The organism is Sinorhizobium fredii USDA 257 (assembly GCF_000265205.3).
GTDB classification, from domain to species: Bacteria; Pseudomonadota; Alphaproteobacteria; order Rhizobiales; family Rhizobiaceae; genus Sinorhizobium; species Sinorhizobium fredii_B.
In genome coordinates, this window is the sequence record NC_018000.1 from 5959923 (window position 1) to 5986273 (window position 26351).

A 26351-nucleotide genomic window follows, 5' to 3' on the forward strand; every position below is an offset into this window, starting at 1 on the left:
GGGCGGCAGTTAGGCAATAAAAGCGACCCCTAGCGGGCGCTGTTACTCGATCACACGGGTCGCGCGGCCGAGGACGCTTTCCGGCAGGGTCACGCCCATCTTGGCAGCGGCGCCCTTGTTGATCACGAGATCGCTGCCGGCGGCAACCTTGACGGCGATGTCGCCCGGATTTTCGCCCTTGAGAACGCGCACGACCACTTCGCCGGTCTGCTTGCCGACGTCGTAGTAGTTGAAGCCGAGGGCGGCAATCGAGCCGCGCGAGACGGAGTCCGTATCGGCAGTGAAGAGCGGCAGCTTGCTTTCCGCGGCAACGGCCACGGCGCCTTCGAGCGCGGAGATGATCGTGTTGTCGGTCGGGACATAGATCGCATCGGCGCGGCCCACGAGGGCGCGGGCGGCACCCTGCACTTCGGCCGATTTCGTCGCGGCGGACTCGACGACGGTGAGGCCCGCCTTTTCGGCTTCGGACTTCAGGGCGGCGAGTAGCGAAACGGAGTTCGCCTCGCCGGAATTGTAGAGATAGCCGATAGACTTCGCATTCGGCAGGATTTCCTTGATCAGCGCCACGTGTTCAGCAACCGGCGACATGTCGGAGAGGCCGGTGACGTTGCCGCCAGGCTTTTCCATGTCCTTGACGAGCTGGGCGCCGAGCGGATCGGAAACGGCGGTAAACACCACCGGAATGTCGCGCGTCGAGGAAACGACGGCCTGCGCCGACGGCGTCGAGATCGGCACGATCACGTTCGGTGCCTCGCCGGCAAATTGCCGGGCGATCTGCGCCGCGGTGGCGGGATTGCCCTGCGCCGACTCGTAGATGAATTTCAGGTTCTCGCCTTCTTTGTAGCCGGCGGCGGCAAGCGCGTCCTTGACTCCGTCGCGCGCGGCATCAAGAGCCGGATGCTCGACGATCGCGGTGACCGCGACCGTCACCTCGTCGGCGCGCGCCGGCAAGGCAATGGCGGCGGTGGCGGCAAGCGCGATGAGAAGTGAACGCATGGGTGTCCTCCGATTTTGACGAGCGGGAATTAACGGCTAGCCGCGTCGTGAACCTGCTCAGGATGAATTGCCGCTTTCTTAGGCATCGGAGTGGATGAAATCAATCGATGGGAAATGCTTCACCCATCAATTTTCTTCATCGATGGGATAGCGGCCCACCTAGATCAGGATCGGGATCGCCTTCTCCCCGCATGCGGGGAGAAGGTGACGGCACGCGGACGGAACAAATTGAGCCGTCTCAATCCTCGCCGTGATTGGCGATCATCATCGCCTCGAAGGCGAGCCGGTCGACCTTGCGCATGCGCTCCGATTCCGACTTCAGCTGGCCGCAGGCGGCCAGGATGTCGCGGCCGCGGGGGGTGCGGATCGGCGAGGCATAGCCGGCCTGGTTGATGAAATCGGCGAAAGCCTCGATCTGCTCCCAGTCGGAACACTGATAGTTGGTGCCGGGCCAGGGATTGAAGGGGATGAGGTTGATCTTCGCCGGGATCCCCTTCAAGAGCTTCACCAGTTCCTTGGCATCTTGCAGGCTGTCGTTGACGTCCTTCAGCATCACATATTCGAAGGTGATGCGGCGCGCGTTGGAAAGCCCGGGATAGGCGCGGCAGGCGTCCATCAGCTCCTTCAGCGGATATTTCTTGTTGATCGGCACCAGCATGTCGCGCAACTCGTCATTGACGGCGTGCAGCGAGATGGCCAGCATGACGCCGATTTCTTCGCCGGTGCGATAGATCTCCGGTACGATCCCCGAAGTCGAGAGCGTGATGCGCCGCTTCGACAGCGACAGCCCATCGCCGTCCGAGGCGATCAGAAGCGCCGTCTTGACGTTCTCGAAATTGTAGAGCGGCTCGCCCATGCCCATCATCACGACGTTGGTGATTTTGCGGCCCTCGGCCGGGACGATCGCGCCCTGCGGCGTGTCGCGCTCCGGGAAGTCGCCGAGCCGGTCGCGCGCGAGCAGAAGCTGCGAGAGGATTTCCTCGGCCGTCAGATTGCGCACCAGCTTCTGCGTGCCGGTGTGGCAGAAGGAACAGGTGAGCGTGCAGCCGACCTGGCTTGAGATGCAGAGCGTGCCGCGGCCTTCCTCAGGGATATAGACGGTCTCGATCTCCACGGGCCGGCCGGCGCCGCGCGGCGGAAAGCGCAGCAGCCACTTGCGCGTGCCGTCGCCTGAAACCTGTTCCTCGACGATCTCCGGCCGGGCGATGGTGAAATGCTCCTTGAGCATTTCACGCATGTCCTTGGAGACGTTCGACATCTGGTCGAAGTCCGAGACGCCGCGCACATAGAGCCAGTGCCAGAGCTGGCTCACCCGCATCTTGACCTGTCGCTCCGGCACGCCTTTTTCGACCAGCAGTGTGGCCATGTCCTCGCGCAACAGGCCGATCAGCGACGGCTTTTCCGACTGCGGCGCAGGCCGCACCTGCGGCGCCTTGACGATCTCCGCCCTGTTCAAGATCTCGGTGGCTGCCATGCTCTCGATGTCCTGTCGTACAGCAAAGAGGCGTCCGGAGAACGATTCCGGACTATTTCCCAGTGCTCGAATTGAAATCTGGTGAGCCTCGACGCGCGCTCGACGGGGGCGCGGGGCTCCGAATTTGCCGGCGCTTTAGCATTCTTTCGTCGGCGAGTCACCATGAGCGCTTCACCCGGAACGCAAAAAGGCCGGCGCGGTGGCCGGCCTTTGCAATCAACAACAGGCCGGCGCGGCTTACTTGCAGGCCTCGATCTGCTTCAACGCAGCCGAAATGCCGGAGAGCGAATAGGAGTAGGAGGTTGCCGTGCCTTTGCGGGACTTGGCGTTGACCGACATGTCCTTGCCCGATTTCATCGCCGCGACAAGCGCCGGCTCTTCCGCGGCATTTTCCACCCAGGCAGAATTGCCCTTGGTGAACATCACGAAGGTGCGTCCGTCGATAACAACGTTGACCTTGGAATTGTCCTGCAGCTGATAACCCATCATCGCCTGCGGCTCATAGCTGATGTTCTGCCCCGGACGTTGCGAGACGAGGAAGAAGATGTCGCCGTGGTCGACACCGGCAGGGGTCTTCTCCTTGGGGATGGAGAGAACGTAGCAGACCTTGCCGCCCCCGCCGGCCTGGTAGGAGTATGCGCCCCAGGCATTGAATTGCTGGATTCGCGTCGGCGATTGCGCGGAAGCCACGCCGGCTGCCGCCAGTACGAGTGCGATTGCGGTTGCGATCTTTCTTGCAAACATGTGTTCCTGCCGATTTCCTAGCTTGCGATTGCCCGAACCAGGCTCACACGGGCAACGCGTAGAGACGATTTGAATATATTTTGACTTAATTCAGGTTACCAATCCGTCAACGAATGCCGCGATGACGTCGCCTGCTCCCCGAAGGCGGGCCGATCGTCGCCCGTACAGCCTTGGCCATTCTCGGGCATCGCGGTTCTCTCGTGTGCGGATCTGCCGGTTCGGTCGAACGTCGGTACTGGAGGGCCGTGGCCGGTGGTTATCCTGTCTCAAATCTCGTCGGACGCGCCGTTCTGCTGCCTCTTCTGCCGACAGCCGTCACGTTTCCGGAATCTATGTCACAAAGAATCGGGCAAGAGTTTGTCTTTGCGGGCGGCAATGCGGCGACCTCACCGCTGGGCGGCGCCGCTATTCATCGGGCCGGTCGCCAATCGTCTCGTCGGCCTTGCGATAGTGCGTTTCCTTGATCTGGCCGCTGATCGCCGCAAAGGCAGCCGTCAGCACGGCGATGTCGTCGGAGAAGCCGACGGCGGCGAGCACGTCGGGCACGAAATCGAGCGGCAGGACGAAATAGGCCAGCGCCGCAAGCAATATGCCGCGGGTCCGCGTCGGCGTCTGCGGGTCCACAGCGCAATAATAGGCGGCGACGAGATCGCGGCTGAAGGGGATCTGGCGAACCGCCCGGCGGAAGGTCGGCCAGAAGCCGCGGCGCACCTTGCGTTCACGGCGCTCCTGTTCGGATTCCTCGCCGGGAAGAAGAATTTCACCGATCTTGATGTCGTCCATCGCGTCCGTTCCGCTTTGCACCGCAGCCCGATATGGTATGGGCGGAGCGCTATTTCAAATGGTCCGGCATCCGGCCGGCGGCCGCCTGGTCCATTTTCGCCGCCAGCTTGAAGTCGAGTTCCGTCAACCCGCTGGCATCATGTGTCGAAAGCGTGACATCCACCTTGTTGTAGACGTTGAACCACTCCGGATGGTGGTTGAGCTTCTCCGCCGCAAGGGCGCATTGCGTCATGAAACTGAAGGCGTCGGCGAAATTCCGGAATCGGAATGCCTTCCAGATCGAGGCTCCGTCCTCGGCGAGAACCCAGCCTTCCATCCTGTGCAGATGTTCGGCGATGGCTTCGGCATCGAGCTTTTCGGGCCTCATGCGGTTTTCTCCCTGGCCTATTCGGTCTAACCATGCCGCGTGGGCGCACGGCAGCGCTAATTGCATGCGCATCCCAAAAGCGTGCGGCGGTTCTGGGATGCGACATGCATACTCTAAGTACCCAATGGATATCATGAAACCCGTCAGAATTCTCTTCGTTTGTCTGGGCAATATCTGCCAATCGCCCCTGGCCGAGGGCGTCATGCGTGCGCTTGCGCGCCGCGCCGGCTATGGCGAGGCGGTCTCGGTCGATTCCGCCGGCCTAGGCGCCTGGCATATCGGCCACCTGCCCGATCGGCGCTCGATCGAGGCCGCCAAGGCCCACGGCATCGACATTACCGATCTGCGCGGCCGTCAGATCGCCACGGTCGATCTTGCCGACTTCGACCTGATCCTCGGCATGGACCGCCGCAACGTCGCCGAGCTGCAGAGGCTCGCCTCGCTGGAAACGATGCACAAGGTGCATCTGTTCATGAAGTTTGCCGCGGGCCGGAACGACGACGTTCCGGACCCCTATTACGAGACGGCGGATGCCTTCGAGGCGCTCTACCAGACGCTGGAAGCCGGCTGTTCCTCGCTGCTTGCGAAGCTTGTGCGCCCTTCCTGAAGCGGAAACACCTCTTCCGTCAGATAGGGTCCGCCGCCGACGGAGTCGCGTGAAGAAAGGAGCACGAAGCGCGGAACGATAAAGGGCGCGGTCATGAAATTGCCGCGCCCTGATAGATATTCGACCACGTCGTCGACACGTGAGGCGCGTAGTCGCGCCAGCGTCACGTGCGGCGTGAACTTGCGCGGATCCGGCGGCAGGCCGAGACGCTGGCAGATGCGCTCGATTTCCGCCTGCAGCGCGAACATGTCGGGATTGTTGCTGACGCCGGCCCAGACCGAATGCGGCTTCTTCGAGCCGAAGGCGCCGGTGCCCGTCAGTTGCAATTGGAATTCGGGCCGTTCGATGCGGTCGAGCCAGTCGATGATTTCATTGGCGGTGCGCCAGTCGACGTCGCCGATGAAACGCAGGGTGATGTGGTAGTTCTCCACATCTATCCATCGAGCTCCGGGAAGACCTCCGCGCAGCAGCGAAAGACTCATTGCTGCATTACGCGGAATTTCGAGGGCGGTGAATAGTCTCGGCATGGCGAGCTCCCCGAATCTCTTGCAGATGTCTTAGCGAATCACGCATCAACTCTGCACGCAACCATTATTTGGCAGGTTCAGAAATTAACAACTGCTTAATTGTGATGTCCCTCATTCTCCTTTCTGAAGCGACCTGACGAATTGCTCGGCCGTCGAAAGAAAACGCTCTACCATCACGGCGATGCCGTCGCCGTTCGGATGCATGCCGTCTTCAAGTTGCAGCCCCGCCTTGGTCACGACGCCGTCGAGAAAGAAAGGGTAGAAGGCAAGGTTGTGTTCCCTCGCCAGGTCGGAATAAATCGAATTGAAGCGCGCCGCGTAGTCGGCACCCATGTTTGGCGGCGCCATCATGCCGACGAGCAGCACGGCGATACCACGCTCCTCGAACCGCGCGAGCATGGCTTCCAGGTTCTTGCGGGTTTCCTCGGGCGGAATGCCGCGCAGCGCGTCATTGGCGCCGAGTTCGAGGATTACGCCCTTCGTTCCGTCCGGCACCGACCAGTCTATACGGGCGAGACCGCCCGACGTCGTGTCGCCCGACACGCCCGCATTGGCGATCGTGATGTCGAGCCCCTTGGCTTTCAGGGCCTTCTCGAGCCGGGCGGGAAAGGCATCCTCCGGCGGAAGCTGGTAGCCGGCCATCAGGCTGTCGCCGAAGCCGACGAGCTTCAGGCTTTCGGCACGGCTTGGCGCCGATAACGCGATTGTCATTGCCAGGCTCAAGAAAAACGGGAGAAAATCTTTCAATCGCATAAGTTCGTTCCTAAATCGGCAAGCAATCTTTTTGGTCATTCCATTGTCTTTCATATAGGGTCGTTCCGCGTGGCAAAAACCATCATCGAACTGAAAAATGCGGACCTGACCCTTGGAGAGGCAGCGGCCTCGGTGCATGTGCTGAAGGACGTGAGCCTTACCGTCAACGCCGGCGAGTCGGTCGGCATCGTCGGGCCGTCCGGTTCGGGTAAGTCCACCCTGCTGATGGTCATGGCCGGCCTGGAGCGGCTCGACGGCGGCGAGATCGCCATCGACGGCACGGCGCTGCACCGCATGAACGAGGACGAGATCGCCGATTTCCGTGGCCGCAATATCGGCATCGTCTTTCAGTCCTTTCATCTCATCCCCAACATGACCGCGCTCGAAAATGTCGCGGTGCCCCTGGAGCTTGCCAATGTTCGCAACGCCTTCGACGTCGCGCGGCGGGAGCTCGTCGCCGTCGGGCTCGGCGAGCGGCTGACGCATTATCCGGGGCAGCTTTCCGGCGGGGAGCAGCAACGCGTGGCGATCGCCCGGGCGCTGGCGCCATCGCCGAAACTTCTCATCGCCGACGAGCCCACCGGCAATCTCGACGCCGAGACGGGCCGGCAGATCACCGATCTGCTCTTTGCCGAGCAGCGCGAGCGCGGCATGACACTCATTCTCGTCACCCATGACGCCGCCCTCGCCGGGCGCTGCTCGAGGCAGGTGCGGGTCCGCTCGGGCGAAATCGTCTCCGGTGCCGAGGCCGCGCCTCTGGCCGAAGCGACCCGCCAGGAGGCCGCATCCGCATGAGCGCGGCCACAGCCATCCGCCGCCTTCGCCCGCTCCTCGCCCTACGCCTGGCGCTTCGGGAGATGCGCGGCGGTCTCAAGGGTTTCTATATCTTCCTCGCCTGCATCGCGCTCGGCACGGCGGCGATCGCCGGCGTCAACTCGCTATCGCAGTCGATCAGCGCGACGATCGCTTCGCGGGGCCAGGAAATCCTTGCCGGCGATATTCGCTTCGAGCTCAACAACCGCGTCGCGACGCCTGAGGAGCGCGGCTTCCTCGACGGGCTCGGCCACGTTTCGGCGGCCGCGGGGCTGCGTTCCATGGCGCGGCTTCCGGACGGATCGAACCCGGCGCTGGTGGAATTGAAGGCCGTCGACGGCGCCTATCCGCTTTATGGCGTGCTCGAAAGCGAGCCGGCCAGGCCGCTTGCCGAACTCCTTGCGAAGCAGGGCAACATCTATGGCGCCATTGCCGCGCCCTTGCTCCTTGAACGCCTCGGCATCGCTCCGGGAACCGAGATCCTGCTCGGCAACGCGCGGATGCGCGTCAATGCCACGATCATCCGCGAGCCCGATGCGCTGTCGGACGGTTTCGGCTTCGCACCGCGGCTGATGGTGTCGGCCGAGGCGCTCGCCGCGTCCGGCCTGGTGCAGACCGGCAGCCTCGTCGAGCACAGCTACAAGATCAAGCTTGCCGACCCTTCGCGCGTCGCTTTGGCCCGCACGGAAGCGCAGACCCGCTTTCCGGCGGCCGGCTGGTCGATCCGCACCAGCAGCAATGCCGCTCCGTCGCTCAACGCCAACATCACCCGCTTCTCGCAGTTCCTGACGCTTGTCGGGCTGACGGCGCTGATCGTCGGCGGCGTCGGCGTCGGCAATGCGGTACGGTCCTATCTCGACGGCAAGCGTGGCGTCATCGCCACCTTCAAATGCCTCGGGGCGCCGGCCTCGCTGGTGGCGACGATCTACTTGGCGCAGATCCTGATGATCGCGTCGATCGGCATCGCCATCGGCCTCCTCCTCGGTGCATTGATCCCATTCGTGGCGGCGCAATTTTTGGCCGACATGCTGCCGGTTTCGACGTCCTTCGAGCTCTTTCCCTCGGCGCTTGGTCTTGCGGCGCTGTTCGGATTCCTGACGGCGCTTGCCTTTGCGGTCCTGCCGCTCGGCCGGGCACGTCGCGTTTCGGCCACCGCGCTCTTTCGCCAGCAGGGTTTCGAGCCGAGCGGTTTTCCCGCCTGGCCCTATCTCGCGGGGGCGCTGATCTGCCTTGCGGCGCTCGCCGGTCTCGCCGTCGGGACGGCCTATGACCGCTACATCTCGCTGATCTTCCTCGGCGCGATCGCCTTCGCCTTCATCGTCCTGCGCGCCGTGGCTTTCCTCATCGGCTGGCTGGCGCGACGCAGCCCACGCGTCCACTCGCCGGCCCTTCGGCTGGCCATCGGCAACATCCACCGCCCCGGCGCACTGACGCCATCGGTCGTCCTGTCGCTTGGGTTGGGCCTGGCTCTGCTGGTGACTCTCGCGCTGATCGACGGCAATCTGCGACGCGAACTGACCGGCGACATGTCGGACCGCGCGCCCAATTTCTTCTTCGTCGACATCCAGGGCCACGAGATCGACGGCTTCCGCTCGGTGCTGGGCGAGGCGATGCCGAAAGGCAAGATCATCGAGGTGCCGATGCTGCGCGGCCGCATCGTCGCTTTGAACGGTCAGGACGTCAACAGCCGCACCGTGCCGCCCGGCGGGCAATGGGTCCTGCGCGGCGACCGCGGCATCACCTATGCGAAGAACAAGCCGGAGAATTCGACGCTCACCGAGGGCGCCTGGTGGCCGGCGGACTACACCGGCGAGCCGCTCGTCTCCTTCTCGGCGGAAGAGGCCGGCGAACTTGGCCTGAAGATTGGCGACACGGTCACGGTCAACGTGCTCGGCCGCAACATCACCGCCCGGATCGCCAATTTCCGCAATGTCGAGTGGGAATCTCTTTCGATCAATTTCGTCATGGTCTTCTCGCCCAACACCTTCGCGGGCGCGCCGCATGCCTGGCTGGCGACGATCATCGACCCGGATGCTACGGCGGCCGAGGAAGCGACGGTGCTGAAATCCGTCACCAACGCCTATCCGACGATTACCAGCGTCCGCGTCAAGGACGCGCTCGACATCGTCAACACGCTGCTTGGGCAACTCGCAACGGCAATCCGCGCCGCCGCTGCCGTGGCGCTGATCGCCTCGGTGCTGGTTCTCGCCGGCGCGCTCGCTGCCGGAAACCGGGCCCGCATTCACGACGCGGTGGTGCTGAAGACTCTCGGCGCCACGCGGGGAACGCTGATCCGTGCCTTCAGTTACGAATACTTCATTCTTGGCCTGGCCACCGCCGTTTTCGCGCTGCTGGCCGGCGGCGTTGCGGCTTGGTTCGTCGTCAGTCGCGTCATGACGCTGCCCTCGAGTTTCCTGCCGGACGTGGCCGTCGCCACGGTCGCCGCCGCCCTCGTCGTAACCGTCGGCATGGGTCTTGCCGGAACCTGGCGCATCCTCGGCCAGAAGGCCGCTCCGGTGCTGCGCGAACTGTAGCGGTCGCGATTAACCGTAAATCACCCTTGTTTGATCGCCCAAACGCCCGGCTTTGCGCGATTCGGGCCGGCTCGGGTCTTGTGCGGCGCGGCTTTCATCATCATATTTGTCCACAGGCATGCTGGAGCCCCGCAGCGGCGCCTGGGCGTGAGCTGGTACAGACCCCTTGCGGCCCGACACCGTAATTCCAACCGGGGCTTAAAGAGGAAACAATGGCTGATCTCAGAAATTATCAAACCCGAATGTCGCCCGCCGGCGCTCAGGCGGGTGCCGTGATCGATGAAGGCCTTCGCGCATATATGCTGAAGGTCTACAACCTGATGGCCCTGGGGCTGGCGATCACCGGCGTGGCAGCTTACGGGACCTACGCGCTTGCCGTCTCCAATCCGGCATTCGCCCAGCTCATCTACGCCTCGCCGCTGAAGTGGGTCGTGATGCTGGCGCCTTTGGCGTTGGTCTTCTTCATGAGCTTCCGCATCAACTCCATGAGTGTTTCCGCCGCACAGGCGACGTTCTGGATCTACGCTGCGCTGATGGGCCTTTCGTTGTCCTCGATCTTCCTGGTCTTCACCGGGCAGAGCATCGTGCAGACGTTCTTCGTGACGGCCGCCTCGTTCGGGGCGCTCTCGCTTTACGGCTACACGACGAAGAAGGACCTGTCTGGCTTCGGCACGTTCCTGATCATGGGCCTTTTCGGCCTGATCATCGCGTCGATCGTCAACATCTTCCTTGCCTCGTCGGCCCTTGGCTTCGCGATCTCCGTCATCGGTGTTCTGGTCTTCGCTGGCCTGACCGCCTATGACACCCAGAAGATCAAGGAAATGTACTTTGAGGCCGATGACGTCGCGGTTGCCGGCCGCAAGGCCATCATGGGCGCGCTGACCCTCTACCTCGACTTCATCAACCTGTTCATGTTCCTGCTGCAGTTCATGGGCAACAAGAACGAGTAGTCAGGACCTGAATTGACGAAGAAGGCGGCTCCGGCCGCCTTTTTTGTTGCCCGGAATCTTGATCGATCCGGCCGCTTCATGCGAATGCTGCGGTAATCGTAACGACGAAAACCGACCATGACCTTCACGCTGCGCGACGCCGTCGCCACCGATCTTCCGGCGATCACCGAGATCTACAGCGAATCCGTCCTGAACGGCGTAGCGACCTATGAGGTGGCGCCGCCTTCCGAGGCGGAGATGGCGCTGCGCTTCACCACGATCACCGGCAACGGCTACCCCTATGTCGTGGCCGTGGACGAACGCGGCGCGGTCCTCGGCTACGCCTATGCTTCGGCATTCCGCACGCGCGCCGCGTATCGGTTCCTGGTCGAGGACTCCATCTATCTGGCGCCGGAAGCGCGCGGCAAAGGCATTGGCAAGGCCCTGCTCAAGGAGTTGGTCCAGCGCTGCACGACACTCGGCTTCCGCCAGATGGTGGCCGTGATCGGCGGTGCACACCCTTCCTCCATCGCGCTTCACGCCGCCCTCGGCTTCGAGCAGCAGGGGTTGATGAAGGCGACTGGCTTCAAGCATGGGCGCTGGCTGGATACCGCGATCATGCAGCTCCCGCTCGGCAAAGGAACGGACACCCTGCCCGCCGAGGGCGTCTACCCGGATACGCTCTATCGCAGCTGACGTTAGGATCGCCCCTCAGCCTGGCCCTCTCTCGCACGTGGGGGAGGGGACGTGAGCGTAGCGCGCTGTCACTTCGCCCCGCTTGCGGGGTGAAGGTCGCCGGCAGGCCGAATGAGGGGCAGCACGGGAACGACGTCGTAGAAACTCGCCTCACGTCTCGACGAGCTTCAGCACCTTGTTGAAGACCTTGAGGACCTGGGTGAGCTCATGGCCGCGCTTCAAGATTGTGCCCTGGGCGTTCAGAACGCTGTAGGTGCCCTGCTTGGCGGCAAGCTTCGGGTTCTTTTCGATCCGGTAGAGCGGGACCTCCCCGGCGCGTTTGAACACCGAGAAAACGGCACGGTCCTTCAAATGATCGATCGCATAGTCGCGCCATTCGCCCTCGCCGACCATGCGGCCGTAGAGTCTGAGAATCAGGTCCAGCTCACGCCGGTGGAAGGTGACGGGCGGTGGATTCTTGGCTTGCTTGTATTCATGAAAATCGACGACCACATTGGATGTGGTCTGGCCCTGGTGACGCGTTTCGCCCTCCGGCAAATCCGATTCATCTGTCATCAGCAATACGGCCCTCTGATGTGTCAGGACCATGACAGTGTGCCTGACGAGAGACGAAATGCAAGCCGGAAGCTGTTGGTAAGGCGGGCAATTCTTGCCCTTGCCGCAATTCAGTCAAATCGCCGCCCCAATTCACCGCAAAACTCCGACCGCTGCCGGACAGAGTCGTTGCCACCGTGTGTCCGGACAGGTCGTCATGCTGCGGGAGGTTTCCAAACGCGGACATGACCGGTTCGGTCCGGTAACTTCGAACCCTCAGCCCCAGCCCCTCGATGCTGCCGGGCCGAACCATCCTCTAGCCAATCGTCGGCTGCAATTCCGAATCAAAACGCCGTCGTCGGGAGCTGCTAAAGCCTGCCCTGCGGGCCGGCCAGAAGGGTTGCGGCGCCGATGATCGGGCCTGGCGTTTCCGCATTCTTCATCGATTGCAACAGGATGGCGCAGCCGCTGTTGCCACGCCCCTCGATCAGCACCGACGCGGGCAGCGTAAACTGGGCGGGCTTGCCGTCCCACATGCCGATGGTCTGGATATCCTTGACCGCGTGCCAATAGGCGATCTCTCTGCCTTTGTTCTCGCCTCTTTCGACCTTGACCTCCCTGGCCCGGTCGAAATAAACGACGACGACATTCGCCTTGCCCTCGCCGGCGCCGACCTTGATGGAGATTTCCTCGCCGCCGATCGAGGCATCGACCGGCACGGCAAGGCCGCCGCCGCTGGCGCTCATCGTCGCCAGACGGGTCTTGATCGCCTGCAAGTCGGAGCCGTTCATGTGGTCGCGGCCGTTCAGAACCACCTGGGGCGTGTAGACGCCGCTACGGCCAAGCATCCGGGCATAGGCATATTGCCGCTCGGTGTTCTCCTTGGTGGCGAGCGTGTCGGCCCAGCCGAGATAGTTCCAGTAGTCGACATGATAGGCGAGCGCCACGACCTCGCCCTCGTCGACGAGCGTCTTCAATGCGGCGTCGGCCGGCGGACAGGACGAACAGCCCTGGCTGGTAAAGAGCTCGACGACGCCCTTGAACGTCTTGACATTGTCTGCCGCCGCCGTGCCGCCGATGGCTCCGAAAAGCCCTATCGTCAGGGCCAGGCGGCGGATCATTGGCGTCGGTGCGAATGTCATGGCTTCACTTGGGTTTGTCGGGCGGGCGTCTTTCATCCGTGGAATACATTACATACGACGGCCCGGTTTCAACAGAAAGTCACGTTGGAGTGACCTGCCGCTCGGTTGGGGAAAACCGGCCTGTAGGCGCGCGCAGCATTCCGAAGCAGCAAAAAGCCGGGGCATCGGCTGATGCCCCGGCTTGATCCGTTGCGGTCAGGCGACCCGCTCAGGCCGCGAGATCGCGCAGAACCGTCTGCAGAATGCCGCCATTGTTGACGTAGGTGACCTCATCCAGCGTGTCGATGCGGCAGATGAGCGGCACTTCCTTCACCGAACCGTCGCCATAGGTGATCTTGGCGACGCGCTTCTCGCGCGGCTGGACGTTGGCGAGACCTTCGATCGTCACGACCTCGTCGCCTTTGAGACCGAGCGAATCCCAGGTCATGCCCTGCTCGAAGACGAAAGGAACGACGCCCATGCCGACGAGGTTCGAGCGGTGGATGCGCTCGAAGGACTGGGCGATCACGGCCTTGACGCCGAGGAGGTTGGTGCCCTTGGCTGCCCAGTCGCGCGACGAACCGTTGCCGTATTCGACACCGGCGAAGATGACCAGCGGAACGCCCTCTTCCTTGTATTTCATCGCCGCGTCGTAGATCGACATCTCCTCCTTGGAGGGATAGTGGATCGTGTAGCCGCCTTCCTTGCCGTTCGGGCCGAGCATGTGATTGCGGATGCGGATGTTTGCGAAGGTGCCGCGCATCATCACTTCATGGTTGCCACGGCGGGTGCCATACTGGTTGAAATCGGCAACGCCGACGCCGTGCTCGAGCAGATAGCTGCCTGCCGGCGATGCAGCCTTGATCGACCCGGCCGGAGAAATGTGGTCGGTGGTGATCTTGTCGCCGAAGAGCCCGAGGACGCGAGCGCCCTTGATGTCGGAGATTCCGGCGCCCTTCTTGCCCATGCCGACGAAGTAGGGCGGGTTCTGGACATAGGTCGACGCCTCGTCCCATGCGTAGGTCTGCCCGGCCGGAATCTGGACCGACTGCCAGTTTTCGTCGCCCTTGAAGACGTCCGCGTACTTGCTCGCGTAGAGTTCACGCGTCACGTACTTGAAGATGAACTCCTGGATTTCCTTGGAGGTCGGCCAGATGTCCTTCAAGTAGACCGGCTTGCCATCCTTGTCTTCGCCGATCGGCTCGTTAGTCAGGTCCTTCTGGACGGAACCTGCGAGCGCGTAGGCGACGACGAGCGGCGGCGAGGCGAGGTAGTTCGCCTGAACGTCCGGCGAGATGCGGCCTTCGAAGTTGCGGTTGCCGGAGAGAACGCCGGCGGCGATCAGGCCCTTGTCGTTGATGGTTTTCGAGATCGGCCCCGGCAGCGGGCCGGAGTTGCCGATGCAGGTCGTGCAGCCGAAGCCGACCAGGTTGAAGCCGAGGGCGTCGAGATCCTTCTGCAGGCCTGACTTGGCCAGGTATTCGCCGACGACCTGCGATCCCGGTGCCAGCGAGGTCTTGACCCAGGGCTTGGTCTTCAGACCCTTGGCGACGGCGTTGCGGGCAAGCAGGCCGGCGGCGATCAGCACCGACGGGTTCGAGGTGTTGGTGCAGGAGGTGATCGCCGCGATCGCGACATCGCCATGGCCGAGGTCGAAATCCGTGCCTTCGACCGCATAGCGGTTCGCAAGCTGGCCGGGCTTCTTGTAGTCGTTATCGAGTGCAGTGGCGAAGCCGGAGGCGATGTTTTCCAGCGAGATGCGGCCTTCCGGACGCTTCGGGCCGGCCATCGACGGCACAACGTCGCCGAGGTCGAGCTCCAGCGTGTCTGTGAAGACGAGATCGGAGCCGTCGCCCTCGCGCCACATGCCCTGCGCCTTGGAATAGGCTTCGACCAGCGCGATGCGCTGCTCTTCACGGCCCGACATGGTGAGATAGTTGATCGTTTCGGCATCGACTGGGAAGAAGCCGCAGGTGGCGCCGTATTCCGGACCCATGTTGCCGATCGTCGCGCGGTCGGCGAGCGTCATGTTGTCGAGACCGGGGCCGAAGAATTCGACGAACTTCGAGACCACGCCCTTCTTGCGCAGCATCTGCACGACGGTCAGCACCAGGTCGGTCGCCGTGACGCCTTCCTTGAGCTTGCCCGTCAGCTTGAAGCCGATGACTTCCGGCAACAGCATCGAGACTGGCTGGCCGAGCATCGCGGCTTCGGCTTCGATACCGCCGACGCCCCAGCCGAGTACGCCGAGGCCGTTGATCATCGTGGTGTGGCTGTCAGTGCCGACGCAGGTATCCGGGTAAGCGGTGATTTCGCCGTTCTCTTCGCGGGTCCAGACCGTCTGGCCGAGATATTCCAGATTGACCTGGTGACAGATGCCGGTGCCAGGCGGCACGACGCGGAAGTTCTTGAAAGCCTGCTGGCCCCACTTCAGGAAGCGGTAGCGTTCGCCGTTGCGCTGGTATTCGAGTTCGACGTTGCGGGCAAAGGCGTTCGGCGTGCCGAATTCATCGACGATGACCGAGTGGTCGATGACGAGGTCGACGGGAACGAGCGGGTTGATCTTTTCCGGGTCGCCGCCGAGCGAGACCATGGCGTCGCGCATCGCTGCGAGATCGACGACGGCCGGAACGCCGGTGAAGTCCTGCATCAGCACGCGTGCCGGACGGTAGGCGATCTCGTTTTCCGCCGTGCCCTTGTCGCCGAGCCATGCGGCGACGTTTTCGATGTCCTTCTTGGTGACCGAGCGGTCATCCTCGTTACGCAGCAGGTTTTCCAGCAGAACCTTCATCGAATAGGGAAGCTTGGACACACCGGAAAGCCCGTTCGCTTCCGCTTTCGGCAGGCTGTAATAGACATAATCCACGCCATTGACCGTGAGCGTGGAGCGACAATTGAAGCTGTCTAGGGACTTGGACACTGGAATACCCCGTTCCGTCTGATCGCCAAAAACTGACGTACGAACGCCCGAGCGCCTGTGAGGCGCGAAATGGGATGCGGGTGCGGCCATTTCCGCTGTCCGTACGTGGAATGTCATTCCATGTTCGGCGCTTGGATGAAATTCACGCCGACCGCTGGCGCGTTGGCCGCCTTATAGATAATTTCTCCAAATCGTGCCAGACCAACCAAGGTTCAATCGGAACTTTTTTTGCTCTGCGGAAAAGAGCGTCAAGGAAAGCCAAAAATTGATGCGCCTGCTGGTAGAGGGTTTGAGCGCGAGGCGCGGTGAAGACTTGATTTTTCACGATATTTCCTTTTCGCTTGCAACCGGGGAAGCGCTGGTCGTGACGGGTCCGAACGGCTCGGGAAAGTCTACTTTGCTGCGCGTCCTGGCGGGCCTTCTTCAGGTCGAATCGGGAAGGCTATCACTCAAGGACGGGCCCTCCGGCTATGAGCATCCGCGCGAGCTCAGCCACTATCTCGGCCACCGCAATGCGATGAAGCAGGAATTGACGGTCGAGGAAAATCTTTCCTTCTGGCAGCACTTTCTCGGCAATTCGCCGGGCGGCTCCGGCCTCGATCTGGCTGCGGCCGCAGCCGCCGTCGGGCTCGCCGGCATCACCCATCTGCCCTTCGGCTATCTTTCCGCCGGCCAGCAGCGGCGCATGGCGATGGCGAAGCTGCTTGTCGCCCATCGGCCGATCTGGATTCTCGACGAGCCCACGGCGGCTCTCGATGCCGGGGCGGACAGGCTCTTTGCCGGATTGGTAACGCGCCACCTCGAGCGTGGCGGCATCGTCATTGTCGCCACCCACCAGTCGCTGGGGATTGGACAATCGAAGACGTTGCAGATGACGGGGTTTGCGGATTGATCGCTCTCTTCTTCCGGGACCTGAAGCTTTCGGTGCGCGCCGGCGGTGGTGCGATGATCGGCGTGCTGTTCTTCATGACGGTCGTCTCCGTGATCCCCTTCGGCGTCGGGCCGGATCTCAATCTGCTCGCCCGGATCGGCCCGGCGATTCTCTGGATCGGCGCGCTGCTCGCCGCGCTTCTCGGCCTCGACCGGCTGTTCCAGGCGGAGCGCGAAGACGGCTCGCTCGATCTGCTGCTGATGCAGGAGACACCGCTCGTCCTCACCGTCTTCGTCAAATGCGCCGCCCATTGGGCCGCCACCGGCCTGCCGCTGGTCGTCGCCTCGCCGTTTCTCGGCCTCTTCATGAACATGGACGAGCTTGCCATCGGCGCCACGATGCTCACGCTCTTCGCCGGGACGCCGGCGATCACCTTCATCGGGGCGGTCGGCGCGGCCGTTGCCGTGGTCCTGCCACGCGGCGGACTGCTCGTCTCGATCCTCGTGCTGCCGCTCGCCATCCCCGTACTGATCTTCGGTGTCAGCGCGGTCTATGCGGCGGTCGAAGATCCCGCCCCCTTTCTGCCGCCTTTCATGATATTGATGGCGATAACCCTGTTCTTCGCGGTGATCGGACCGGTGGCGACGGCCGCCGCACTGCGACATTCGTCTGATTGATTTCAATGACGCGATCGTGATTGACCACTGCATAATTCCTTAGATCGCATTTGAGCTAAGGATAAAATTATGCAGCGTCAAAGTGCTACAGCGACCTTTGCGCGTCCAAAAGACGCGCGGCGCTGTAGGTCAATTGCGGAAGGGGTGCTTCCGCGTTAAAGAGCCGTCATGAGCGACAACAGCCTGGCCATCCGCAAGTTCAGCGACCTCGCCAACCCGACCCGGTTCCTGGCGCTGGCCGATCGGGTGCTGCCGTGGATGGCCGGTATTACGATATTGCTCTTTGCCGTCGGCTTCTGGCTCTCCTTCACGACCGAGGGCGACTACCAGCAGGGCGAGACGGTGCGCATCATGTATGTGCATGTGCCATCCGCCTGGCTTTCGATGATGTGCTACACGGTGATGGCGATCTCGGCGCTCGGCACGCTTGTGTGGCGCCATCCGCTCGCCGATGTGTCGGCCAAGGCGGCTGCACCGATCGGCGCCTCCTTCACCTTCCTGGCGCTCGTCACTGGTTCGCTCTGGGGCAAGCCGATGTGGGGCACCTGGTGGGTGTGGGATGCGCGGCTGACCTCCGTCTTCGTGCTTTTCCTCATGTATCTCGGACTGATGGCGCTGAACCGCGCCATGGACGATCCCGCCCGATCGGCGCGCGTCTCCGCCGTGCTCGTGCTGGTCGGCTTCGTCAATATCCCGATCATCAAGTTCTCGGTCGAATGGTGGAACACGCTGCATCAGCCGGCGAGCGTCATGCGCCTCGACGGGCCGACGATCGATCCGGAATTCCTGTGGCCGCTGATAATCATGGCGATCGGCTTCACGCTCTTGTTCTTCACGCTGCACATCGCCGCGATGCGCAACGAGATCTGGCGCCGCCGGGTGACGTCGCTCCGGCGACAGGCGGCCCGCAATGCCGGACGGGAGACGCTCGCGCCATGATGAGCCATGCCGCCTATGTGATTGCCAGCTACGCCGTCGCCCTCGCGGTCGTGGCGGGGCTCGTCTACTGGGTTGTCGGCGACGGCCGCGCCCGCCAACGCGAATTGAAGACGCTCGAGGCCGCCGGCATTCGCCGCCGTTCGGCGGACGTTTCAGGCGGAGAGGCCCAATGACGAGTACGCAGGCGCCGCAGCCGGACGAGCGCAGGCCCGGGGCCTTGCGCTATCTGCTCGCGGCCCTTCCGCTTCTGATCTTCGCTGGCCTGGCGCTGATCTTCTGGAGCCAGTTGAACTCCGGCAGGGACGTCAGCGAAATCCCCTCGGCCCTGATCGGCAGCAAGGCGCCGAAGCTCGACCTGCCGCCGCTCGAGGGCGCCGCGACGCCTTCCGGCCAGCCGATGCCGGCGCTGACCGACGCTGCCGTCAAGGGCCAGCTGACCCTCGTCAATGTCTGGGCCTCCTGGTGCGTCCCCTGCCGCCAGGAGCATCCGATCATCCTCGAACTGTCCAAGGATCCGCGGCTCACCGTCGTCGGCATCAACTACAAGGACCGCAATGACAATGCGCTCCGGTTCCTGGGCGAACTCGGCAATCCGTTCTCGGCGGTCGGCATTGATCCGAACGGCAAGGCGGCGATCGACTGGGGCGTCTACGGGATTCCGGAATCCTTCCTGGTAGGCGCCGATGGCACGATCCTCTACAAGCGCGCCGGCCCTCTTGACGAGCGGACCCTTAAGGAGGGGCTGTTACCGGCCATCGAGAAGGCGCTTGCCGGATCGTAGGGTGCAGCGGCCCTTTGCCCCTCATCCGGCCTGCCGGCCACCTTCTCCCCGCAAGCCGGGCGAAGGAGACCCGCGGCGCCACCCGAACGCACCTCACCGACTCCAATCGAGAGAGCAAACGGGTGCCGCAGTCCCTTCTCCCCGCGAGCGGGGAGAAGGTGGCCGGCAGGCCGGATAAGGGGGCAAGTAACCCAGCGAAAGGGCGCTAAAGTCCCGCCTGCCACGCCTTAATTGCATCGAGCGGCCAGACGAGCATCAGCACGTTGAGTGTCAGGTTGTCGCGGATCAGCCAGCCGGTGAAGAGTTCGAGGGCGATGGCGATCACCACGGTTACCGCCACAGGCAGCCGCGATGCTATGAGGAAGCCCGCTGCCATGGCGAGCGTGTCCATGGTGGAATTCAGAATGCTGTCGCCGAAATAGTCGAGCGAGATCGTCGCGGAGCGATAGCGGTTGATCACCATCGGCGTGTTCTCGGCAATCTCCCAGGCAGACTCGATCATGGTCGCGAGCAGCAGACGGGCGCTCAAAGGCTTGCCGCGCAGCACGAGATAGCCGAGGCCGTAGAAGAGAATGCCGTGGATGATGTGGGACGGCGTATACCAGTCGGCAATATGCTGGGAGTTGCCGCTGGAATTGACGACGCCCTCCCATAATTTCACGTAGCCGCATTCGCAGATCCACAGCCGTCCCATCAGATGCTGCGTCAGGATCTGGATCGCGACGACGCCGAGGCAGGCGAGCAGCCAGATCCAAATGCGCTGTCTGTGATCCTCGGTACCGGCGGCGATCGTCACTCGGCACCTTCCTGTTCCAGCGAGTGCTTCATGATCAGCGGCATCTGGGCAAGAGTGAAGAGAATGGTGATCGGCATCGTTCCCCAGACCTTGAAGGCGACCCAGAAGTCCGTCGAGAAGGTGCGCCAGACGATCTCGTTCAGGACCGCGAGAAACAGGAAGAACACGCCCCAGCGGATCGTCAGCTTGCGCCAGCCGTCCTCGTCGAGCTTGAAGGCAGCGTGGAAGACATAGCCGAGCAGCGACTTGCCGAACAGCAGCCCGCCGAGCAGGATCGCGCCGAAGAGCGTATTGACGATGGTCGGCTTCATCTTGATGAAGGTGTCGTTCTGCAGCCAGAGGGTCAGCGCGCCGAAGACGAAGACGACGATGCCGGAGATCAGCGGCATCATCGGCAGGGTGCGGGTCATGATCCAGGAGGCGATGAGTGCCGCGGCGGTCGCTGCCATGAACAGGCCGGTGGCGATGAAGATCGGCTCGCCGAGCTCCGCAAGAGCCGGAAAGCGGCTTGCCAGCCAGTCGCCGCGCGAATTGGCGAAAAAGAAGACCATGAGCGGTCCGAGCTCGAGCACGAGCTTCAGGAGCGGGCTCACCTCTGTCTTCGGCTTGGCGGCCTCGATTGTCGACATGTGCGGATCCTGTTCTTGCATTTCTGGCTGCTCATAACACCAGCATTGCGGCAAAACCATATCAGCAGCCGCTTAGGCTGCAAGCGCTCGGTTTCTCGATCAAGCGGCGGCAACCCCGGCGATCGCCTCGGCAAAGTCCTTCGCCTCGAAGGGTTCGAGATCGTCGATACCCTCGCCGACACCGATAAAATAGACCGGCAGCTTGTGCTTGGCGGAGATCGCCACCAGGATGCCGCCGCGCGCCGTACCGTCGAGCTTGGTCATGATCAGGCCGCTGACGCCGGCGACATTGCGGAAGATCTCCACTTGCTGCAGCGCATTCTGACCGGTCGTCGCATCGAGGGTCTGCAGCACGGTGTGCGGTGCGTCGGGATCGAGTTTGCCGAGGACGCGGACGATCTTTTCGAGCTCGGCCATCAACTCGGCCTTGTTCTGCAGCCGCCCGGCCGTGTCGATGATCAGCACGTCCGACTTCTTCTCGCGGGCAAGCTGGAATGCCTCGTAGGCAAGCCCGGCCGCGTCGGCGCCGAGCTTCGAGGCGACGATGTCGGACTTCGTCCGCTCGGCCCAGATCTTCAGCTGCTCGATCGCCGCGGCCCGGAACGTGTCGCCCGCCGCGACCATGACCTTCAAACCCGCGCCGGATAGCTTTGCCGCGAGCTTGCCGATCGTCGTCGTCTTGCCGGTGCCATTGACACCGACGACGAGGATCACGTGCGGCTTATGGCTGAGATCGAGTTCGAGCGGTTTGGCGACCGGCGCCAGCACCTTGGTGATCTCGCCGGCCATGATGCGCGAGACGTCCTCGCCCGTCACATCCTTGCCGTAGCGCTCCGAGGCGAGCGTGTCGGTGATGCGCATCGCCGTCTCGACGCCGAGATCCGCCTGGATTAACAGGTCCTCGAGGTCCTGCAGCGTCGCCTCGTCGAGTTTCCGCTTGGTGAACAGGCTGGCGATCTGGCCGGTCAGCTGCGACGAAGTACGGGCGAGACCGCGGCGCAGCCGCTGGTACCAGGAAAGCTTCGGCTGCGGCGCCGGTGCCGCCTCCTTCGGACGCTTGTCGGAGGTTGCAAAGCCTTTGGGGAGGCTGGGAGCGGCGGCGGCGAGGTCATCGGGTGAGGTATCCCCCTCTGCCCCGCCGGGCATCTCCCCCACAAGGGGGGAGAGAGATGCGGCGCTCTCGTCATCTTCCGGGACGTTTTCGGGAGCGGCGATGTCGGCATGCTTCTCGGGGCCTTCGCCTGCAGCGTCGGTCTCCGGTGCGGTTATCTCCGGAGCATCTTGCGAGCTTGACTCGGACGAGGCGACGCGATCGTCCGCACCCGCCCTGGCCTCCTCAAAGCCCGTCCGGTCGTCCTCGGCAATCGCCTCGGTCTCCCCCAAATCCCCCCCCTTGCGGGGGAGATGTCCCGAAGGGACAGAGGAAGGTATCTCGACCTCATCGCCAAGCGCGGCATCTTCGGAAGGGGCTCACCCCCTCTGCACTGCCGGGCATCTCCCCGCAAGGGGGGAGATCGGAGGCGGAGCGCTCTGGTCTTCCATCTCGACGCTTTCGCCAGGAGCGATGCCGGCGCTTGCCTTGATTTCTTCGCGATGGGTGCCGACCTCATCCGGGGCGCGTTCGACGGATGGCAAAATCTCGCCAGCCCTCTCCTCGCTAGGATCATCGCGATCATCTTCGGCGGTCGCCCCTCCTCTCCCCCCGTGTCGGGGAGATGTCCCGAAACGTCAGAGACGGTTACCGAAGCCTCATCGGCAACCGGCGCCTCCGGCACTACCTCCTGCGGCGGCACGGTTTTCTCTTCGACGGTGTCCTTGCCGAAGGAGAAGATCTTCTTGATGAAACCAATTGCCATGGAAATGTCCGGATATCAGGCCGCAGCCATCTGTTTTCGTTGCATCGCCAGATGCTTGCCATTGTGGCCGGAGATCGTGACCTCCAGCAGCGACCGCGGCTCGAGGCCGGCAGCATCGACGAGCGTAAAGTTCTCGGTATGCGCCAATCCGTTCAACTCGACGAGAATCGTCTGCTCGGTGCCGATCATGCGGTCGAGATGGGCGGCGTGAAGCGCGGCGCCTTTCGCGCGTAGACGCGCGGCCCGCTCCTTGACGAGCGCCCGGTCGAGCTGCGGCATGCGGGCCGCCGGCGTGCCGGGGCGCGGGCTATAAGGGAAGACGTGGAGGTGGGCGAGGCCGCAGTCCTCGGCGAGGCGCACCGCGTTTTCGAACATCTCTTCCGTTTCCGTCGGAAAGCCGGCGATCATGTCGGCGCCGAAGCTGATCTCGGGTCGCAAGCTGCGCACCTGGTCGCAGAAGGCGCGGGCGTCGCCGCTCGAATGGCGCCGCTTCATGCGCTTCAGGATCAGGTCGTCGCCGTGCTGCAGCGAGAGATGCAAATGCGGCATGAAGCGCGGCTCGTCGGCGATCAGGTCGAGGAGATGCCGGTCCGCCTCGATGCTGTCGATCGAGGAAAGGCGCAGCCGCAGGATGTCCGGCACCTGCTTCAGAAGCGTTTTGGCGAGAAGCCCGAGCATCGGGGTTCCAGGCAGGTCGGCGCCGTAGCTGGTCGCGTCGACACCGGTCAAGACGATCTCGCGATAGCCGCTTTCGGTGAGCCGCCGCGCCTGGTCGACGACCGCGCCCATCGGCACGGAGCGGGAATTGCCGCGGCCATAGGGGATGATGCAGAAGGTGCAGCGATGGTCGCAGCCGTTCTGCACCTGAATGAAGGCGCGCACGTGCCCGTCGATGTGCTTGATCATCTGCGGCGCCGTGGCGCGCACGCTCATGATGTCGTTGACGCGCAACTTCTCCTCGGCCGAGACGCCGAAGTCCGGCAGCGAACGATAGGAAGCGCTCGCGAGCTTCTCCTCGTTGCCGAGAACCGCGTCCACCTCTGCCATGTCGGCAAAAGTTTCCTTCTCGGTCTGGGCGGCGCAGCCGGTGACGATGATGCGGGCGTGCGGATTGTCGCGCCGCACGCGGCGGATCGCCTGGCGTGCCTGACGCACGGCTTCGGCCGTGACGGCGCAGGTGTTGACGAGGATGGCGTTGTTCAGCCCCGCCTTCTCGGCCTCCGCCCGCATCACTTCCGATTCATAGGTGTTGAGGCGGCAACCGAAGGTGATGACCTCGACGCCGCTCAAAGCGCTCGCGCTCCGCTTTCGCTGGTCGTGACCTCGCGCTCGAAGGCGCCGGTTGAGGGATCCAGCGTGCCAGACCACTCCCATTCGGCCGGTCCCGTCATGATGACGTGGTTGTCTCGTTCCCGCCATTCGATCAGGAGCGGACCGCCCGGAACATTCACGGTGACAGTGTGGTTCGTGCGACCTGTCCTGGCACCGCTGACCGCGGCAGCACAGGCGGCAGAACCGCAGGCAAGCGTTAGCCCCGCGCCGCGCTCCCAGGTCCTCAGGTCCATCTCCTGGCGCGAACGGACGCGAGCGATCGAGATGTTGGCACGCTCGGGGAAGATCGGGTGATTTTCAAGGAGCGGTCCGAAGCGATCGAGCTCGTAGCTCCACACATCGTTCTCCACCCAGAAGATCGCATGCGGATTGCCCATCGAAGCAACCGAGGGCGAATGCAGCACCGGATCGTCGATCGGGCCGATCTGCAGCTCGATCCGGCGCGTATCGTGGAATTCCTCGGCGAGCGGAATTTCATCCCAACCGAACCGCGGTAGTCCCATGTCGACCGAAATCAAGCCGTCGTCGTGCTCCTTCGCTTCGAGCAGGCCGGCGACGGTATGAAAGAGAAAGGCCTTTTTGCCGGCCTCGGCGGCAAGCGCCTGCACGACGCAGCGGGTGCCGTTGCCGCAGGCCTGGGCCATAGAGCCGTCGGAATTGATGATGTCGATCCAGGCATCGGTGCCGGACGCCTTCGGATCGTGGATCGCCATGATCTGGTCGAACTGGGTCGCCGGATCGGCGTTGAGCGCGATCGCGGCCTCAGGCGTGACCCGGTCCCTGCGGCCGCGCATGTCGACCACCAGGATCTTGTTTCCAAGCCCGTTCATCCTGGCAAATTGCACGTGGTCGGTCATGTCGCGATTTGTCCAAACTGGTCCCCGCCGGGGAGGCGCCTTTCATTCGGGCTGTATATGGCGGAAAAGCCCGGAAATTACCAGTGCCGGCTTCGTTCGAACTAGGCAGGAACGTCGAAGACCTCCCCCGGCCGCAGCGGCCGGAACCGACCGGGCTCGATACCGGCCTTGTCGAGGGCGGTTTCGAGCGCGCTGAGCGGCTCCTCGATCCCCTCGTCGGTCAGGCGAAACGTCCCCCAATGATGTCCCGCCACGTGTTCGGCCCCGCAGGCGAGCATGCCCATCACCGCCTCCTCCGGGTTCTGGTGGTGGCTTTCCATGAACCAGCGGGGTTCGTAGCAGCCGAAGGGCAGGTTGGCGAGGCGGAAGGGGCCATGCTTGTCGCGGGCAGTGCGATAATTGATGCCGCCGTGGAAGCCGGTGTCGCCGATATGGTAGATTCTGCCGGCCGGCGTCTCGATGACGAAGGCGGCCCAGAGCGCCATCCGTCGGTCGCGTGTGCCCCGGGCAGACCAATGGTGGCAGGGTTCGGCATGGATGACGACGCCGTCGCCCACCTCGATACGATCGCCCCAATCGACAACGGATATTTCCATGTCCGGTACGGCGCTGCGGATGATCGTGTCGTTGCCGAGCGGCGTTACCACCCAAGGCGCGTGCTCGGCGTACAGCGCGCCAAGCGTCTCGAGGTCGAGATGGTCGTAGTGGTTGTGGGTGACGAGGACGAGGTCGATCGGCGGGAGGTCGTCCATGTGAATGCCCGGCGCATTGTGCCGACGCGGCCCGGCAAAGGCGAAAGGGCTCGCCCGGTGAGACCAGACCGGATCGGTCAGGATGTTGAGACCGGCCACCTGGATCAGAAGCGTCGCATGACCGACCATCGTCACCCGCAGGCGGTCGCCGTCGACAGTAAGCTCGGGCCGCACCTCCACGAAGGGGCTGTCGTAATGCCTCGGCCAACGCACGCGTTTGCCCCGCACCTGCCAGCGCAACAGGTCGGCAAAACCGCGCGGTGCCATTCCGCCGGGATTGAAGAAGTGAACGCCGTCGAAATGGTCCGAAACGGGTCCGTTGTAGTAGCGGTTGCCGCCTTTGCTCATTGCCGACCTAAGCTGTCGAATGGCTCTGCTGTCGGAGAAAGATAGGAGCTTCAGCGCTCGATCACAGGGTCGGAGAGAAATCGGTTAAGAATTTCTTGAGAATGACAACTCGATTGCTACCATGCATCCATGCTCGTCCGATTCGACAAACAGGAACGCCTCTACAAGGCAATCAAGCTCGTCCGTCCGGTTCATCTCAACGTCAGCAGGACGTTCGAGAAGATGCTCGAGGGCGCCGGGATCACGGTTGCCGAGCGTGCCGTGCTGGAACTCATCTGCGAGGCGCCGGTGACGGTGCCGGAGGCAGCCAGGCGGCTAGCGATGAAGCGCCAGTTCGTGCAGCGCGTCGCCGCCGGCCTCATCAGGAAAGGGCTGGTCGAGAAGAAGCCCAATCCCGAGCACCGGCGGGCCGGTTTCTGCGCACCAAGCCCAGCCGGCAGGGATCTTTTTCACGGCGTCCATCAGCGCGAGCTCGAAATGCTGCGGGGCGTCCTCGGCGACATCAACCAGACCGAGGTGGTCGTGGCTCTGAGAGTCATGACGCGGATTGATACCGCCTTTGCAGTGCTTGCCCGGCAGGCCGGCGAGAAGGAGGAGGGCCTGTGACGCCGCTTCTCCTGGTCGTTGCGACACCTGCCGAGGGTCGCCGACGATCCGCATCCAAGCCGCGGTCATTGCAGCAGCTTCACCTCTAACTTGACTTTTCGGTCGCTTT

The 26351-nt window shown here is 63.2% G+C and carries 27 protein-coding genes; 11 read left to right on the forward strand and 16 right to left on the reverse strand.

Annotated elements, in window-relative coordinates:
* Nucleotides 1-42 precede the first annotated feature (42 nt).
* The 5 genes from USDA257_RS28010 to USDA257_RS28030 all read right to left on the reverse strand — a co-directional run bounded on the left by USDA257_RS28010 (nucleotide 43) and on the right by USDA257_RS28030 (nucleotide 4364).
* Nucleotides 43-996, reverse strand: coding sequence for an ABC transporter substrate-binding protein (locus USDA257_RS28010; RefSeq protein ID WP_014766354.1), 954 nt, complete (start codon nucleotides 994-996; stop codon nucleotides 43-45).
* Nucleotides 997-1234: 238 nt separating this feature from the next.
* Entirely contained in the window at nucleotides 1235-2470 is a 1236-nt protein-coding gene (gene rlmN / locus USDA257_RS28015) for a 23S rRNA (adenine(2503)-C(2))-methyltransferase RlmN (protein WP_014766355.1), read from the reverse strand.
* A gap of 237 nt (nucleotides 2471-2707) precedes the next feature.
* Entirely contained in the window at nucleotides 2708-3214 is a 507-nt protein-coding gene (locus USDA257_RS28020; RefSeq protein ID WP_014766356.1) for an invasion associated locus B family protein, read from the reverse strand.
* A gap of 405 nt (nucleotides 3215-3619) precedes the next feature.
* A complete protein-coding gene (locus tag USDA257_RS28025; RefSeq protein ID WP_014766357.1) occupies nucleotides 3620-3997 on the reverse strand; it encodes a YkvA family protein in 378 nt (125 codons plus the stop codon).
* A 49-nt stretch (nucleotides 3998-4046) separates the two neighbouring features.
* Nucleotides 4047-4364, reverse strand: a complete 318-nt coding sequence (locus USDA257_RS28030; protein WP_041414763.1) for a 4a-hydroxytetrahydrobiopterin dehydratase — start codon at nucleotides 4362-4364, stop codon at nucleotides 4047-4049.
* Between the two features lie 133 nt (nucleotides 4365-4497).
* On the opposite strand from USDA257_RS28030, the gene USDA257_RS28035 reads away from it, so the two are divergent.
* Entirely contained in the window at nucleotides 4498-4971 is a 474-nt protein-coding gene (locus USDA257_RS28035) for a low molecular weight protein-tyrosine-phosphatase (RefSeq protein WP_041415674.1), read from the forward strand.
* On the opposite strand, the gene thpR is transcribed toward USDA257_RS28035, so the two are convergent.
* Nucleotides 4911-5498 (reverse strand): RNA 2',3'-cyclic phosphodiesterase, encoded by a 588-nt coding sequence (thpR, locus tag USDA257_RS28040; protein WP_014766359.1) that lies wholly within the window; start codon nucleotides 5496-5498, stop codon nucleotides 4911-4913. The two genes, USDA257_RS28035 and thpR, sit on opposite strands and share 61 nt — an antisense overlap.
* Before the next feature lie 111 nt (nucleotides 5499-5609).
* Complete coding sequence (locus tag USDA257_RS28045) at nucleotides 5610-6251, reverse strand: arylesterase (RefSeq protein ID WP_041414765.1); 642 nt, start codon at nucleotides 6249-6251, stop codon at nucleotides 5610-5612.
* 69 nt (nucleotides 6252-6320) lie between these two features.
* Between USDA257_RS28045 and USDA257_RS28050 the strand changes: the two genes are divergently transcribed.
* The 4 genes from USDA257_RS28050 (at nucleotide 6321) to USDA257_RS28065 (ending at nucleotide 11223) form a co-directional block, all read left to right on the forward strand.
* Nucleotides 6321-7046 (forward strand): ABC transporter ATP-binding protein, encoded by a 726-nt coding sequence (locus USDA257_RS28050; RefSeq protein ID WP_014766361.1) that lies wholly within the window; start codon nucleotides 6321-6323, stop codon nucleotides 7044-7046.
* Entirely contained in the window at nucleotides 7043-9598 is a 2556-nt protein-coding gene (locus tag USDA257_RS28055; RefSeq protein ID WP_014766362.1) for an ABC transporter permease, read from the forward strand. The genes USDA257_RS28050 and USDA257_RS28055 overlap by 4 nt, the downstream gene beginning before the upstream one ends.
* Before the next feature lie 212 nt (nucleotides 9599-9810).
* On the forward strand, nucleotides 9811-10548 hold the full coding sequence (locus USDA257_RS28060) for a Bax inhibitor-1/YccA family protein (protein ID WP_014766364.1): 738 nt from the start codon (nucleotides 9811-9813) through the stop codon (nucleotides 10546-10548).
* Between the two features lie 117 nt (nucleotides 10549-10665).
* Nucleotides 10666-11223, forward strand: coding sequence for a GNAT family N-acetyltransferase (locus USDA257_RS28065; protein WP_014766365.1), 558 nt, complete (start codon nucleotides 10666-10668; stop codon nucleotides 11221-11223).
* Between the two features lie 150 nt (nucleotides 11224-11373).
* Here the strand turns inward: USDA257_RS28065 and USDA257_RS28070 are convergent, their stop codons facing one another.
* From USDA257_RS28070 to acnA, 3 genes are all read right to left on the reverse strand, one after another.
* Nucleotides 11374-11784, reverse strand: a complete 411-nt coding sequence (locus USDA257_RS28070; RefSeq protein WP_080605852.1) for a DUF2794 domain-containing protein — start codon at nucleotides 11782-11784, stop codon at nucleotides 11374-11376.
* A gap of 341 nt (nucleotides 11785-12125) precedes the next feature.
* Nucleotides 12126-12899 carry a DUF1223 domain-containing protein gene (locus USDA257_RS28075; RefSeq protein WP_014766367.1) on the reverse strand — a complete coding sequence of 258 codons (774 nt, stop codon included), beginning with the start codon at nucleotides 12897-12899 and terminating at the stop codon, nucleotides 12126-12128.
* Between the two features lie 208 nt (nucleotides 12900-13107).
* Entirely contained in the window at nucleotides 13108-15798 is a 2691-nt protein-coding gene (gene acnA, locus USDA257_RS28080) for an aconitate hydratase AcnA (protein WP_014766368.1), read from the reverse strand.
* A 268-nt stretch (nucleotides 15799-16066) separates the two neighbouring features.
* On the opposite strand from acnA, the gene ccmA reads away from it, so the two are divergent.
* The 5 genes from ccmA (at nucleotide 16067) to USDA257_RS28105 (ending at nucleotide 19066) form a co-directional block, all read left to right on the forward strand.
* Nucleotides 16067-16690 carry a heme ABC exporter ATP-binding protein CcmA gene (gene ccmA / locus USDA257_RS28085; protein ID WP_014766369.1) on the forward strand — a complete coding sequence of 208 codons (624 nt, stop codon included), beginning with the start codon at nucleotides 16067-16069 and terminating at the stop codon, nucleotides 16688-16690.
* Nucleotides 16687-17346: a heme exporter protein CcmB gene (gene ccmB / locus USDA257_RS28090; protein WP_014766370.1), complete on the forward strand. Its 660-nt coding sequence runs from the start codon at nucleotides 16687-16689 to the stop codon at nucleotides 17344-17346. The genes ccmA and ccmB overlap by 4 nt, the downstream gene beginning before the upstream one ends.
* Before the next feature lie 168 nt (nucleotides 17347-17514).
* A complete protein-coding gene (locus USDA257_RS28095; protein WP_014766371.1) occupies nucleotides 17515-18285 on the forward strand; it encodes a heme ABC transporter permease in 771 nt (256 codons plus the stop codon).
* Nucleotides 18282-18458 (forward strand): heme exporter protein CcmD, encoded by a 177-nt coding sequence (gene ccmD, locus USDA257_RS28100; protein ID WP_014766372.1) that lies wholly within the window; start codon nucleotides 18282-18284, stop codon nucleotides 18456-18458. Before USDA257_RS28095 ends, ccmD begins: the two co-directional genes overlap by 4 nt.
* Complete coding sequence (locus USDA257_RS28105) at nucleotides 18455-19066, forward strand: DsbE family thiol:disulfide interchange protein (RefSeq protein WP_014766373.1); 612 nt, start codon at nucleotides 18455-18457, stop codon at nucleotides 19064-19066. Before ccmD ends, USDA257_RS28105 begins: the two co-directional genes overlap by 4 nt.
* A gap of 205 nt (nucleotides 19067-19271) precedes the next feature.
* Here USDA257_RS28105 and USDA257_RS28110 read toward each other — a convergent pair whose 3' ends face one another.
* The 6 genes from USDA257_RS28110 to USDA257_RS28135 all read right to left on the reverse strand — a co-directional run bounded on the left by USDA257_RS28110 (nucleotide 19272) and on the right by USDA257_RS28135 (nucleotide 25636).
* Nucleotides 19272-19862 carry a DUF2585 domain-containing protein gene (locus tag USDA257_RS28110; RefSeq protein WP_014766374.1) on the reverse strand — a complete coding sequence of 197 codons (591 nt, stop codon included), beginning with the start codon at nucleotides 19860-19862 and terminating at the stop codon, nucleotides 19272-19274.
* Nucleotides 19859-20491 (reverse strand): septation protein A, encoded by a 633-nt coding sequence (locus tag USDA257_RS28115; RefSeq protein WP_014766375.1) that lies wholly within the window; start codon nucleotides 20489-20491, stop codon nucleotides 19859-19861. Before USDA257_RS28115 ends, USDA257_RS28110 begins: the two co-directional genes overlap by 4 nt.
* A 99-nt stretch (nucleotides 20492-20590) precedes the next feature.
* Nucleotides 20591-21922 carry a signal recognition particle-docking protein FtsY gene (ftsY, locus tag USDA257_RS33100; protein WP_161623563.1) on the reverse strand — a complete coding sequence of 444 codons (1332 nt, stop codon included), beginning with the start codon at nucleotides 21920-21922 and terminating at the stop codon, nucleotides 20591-20593.
* A 440-nt stretch (nucleotides 21923-22362) separates the two neighbouring features.
* Entirely contained in the window at nucleotides 22363-23637 is a 1275-nt protein-coding gene (gene mtaB, locus USDA257_RS28125) for a tRNA (N(6)-L-threonylcarbamoyladenosine(37)-C(2))-methylthiotransferase MtaB (RefSeq protein ID WP_041414767.1), read from the reverse strand.
* A complete protein-coding gene (gene dapF / locus USDA257_RS28130) occupies nucleotides 23634-24536 on the reverse strand; it encodes a diaminopimelate epimerase (RefSeq protein ID WP_014766379.1) in 903 nt (300 codons plus the stop codon). Before dapF ends, mtaB begins: the two co-directional genes overlap by 4 nt.
* A gap of 101 nt (nucleotides 24537-24637) precedes the next feature.
* The gene (locus USDA257_RS28135; RefSeq protein WP_014766380.1) at nucleotides 24638-25636 is read right to left on the reverse strand and encodes an MBL fold metallo-hydrolase; all 999 of its coding nucleotides are present in this window, start codon (nucleotides 25634-25636) and stop codon (nucleotides 24638-24640) included.
* Nucleotides 25637-25765: 129 nt separating this feature from the next.
* Between USDA257_RS28135 and USDA257_RS28140 the strand changes: the two genes are divergently transcribed.
* The gene (locus tag USDA257_RS28140; protein ID WP_014766381.1) at nucleotides 25766-26242 is read left to right on the forward strand and encodes a MarR family winged helix-turn-helix transcriptional regulator; all 477 of its coding nucleotides are present in this window, start codon (nucleotides 25766-25768) and stop codon (nucleotides 26240-26242) included.
* The last annotated feature ends 109 nt before the right edge of the window (nucleotides 26243-26351 follow it).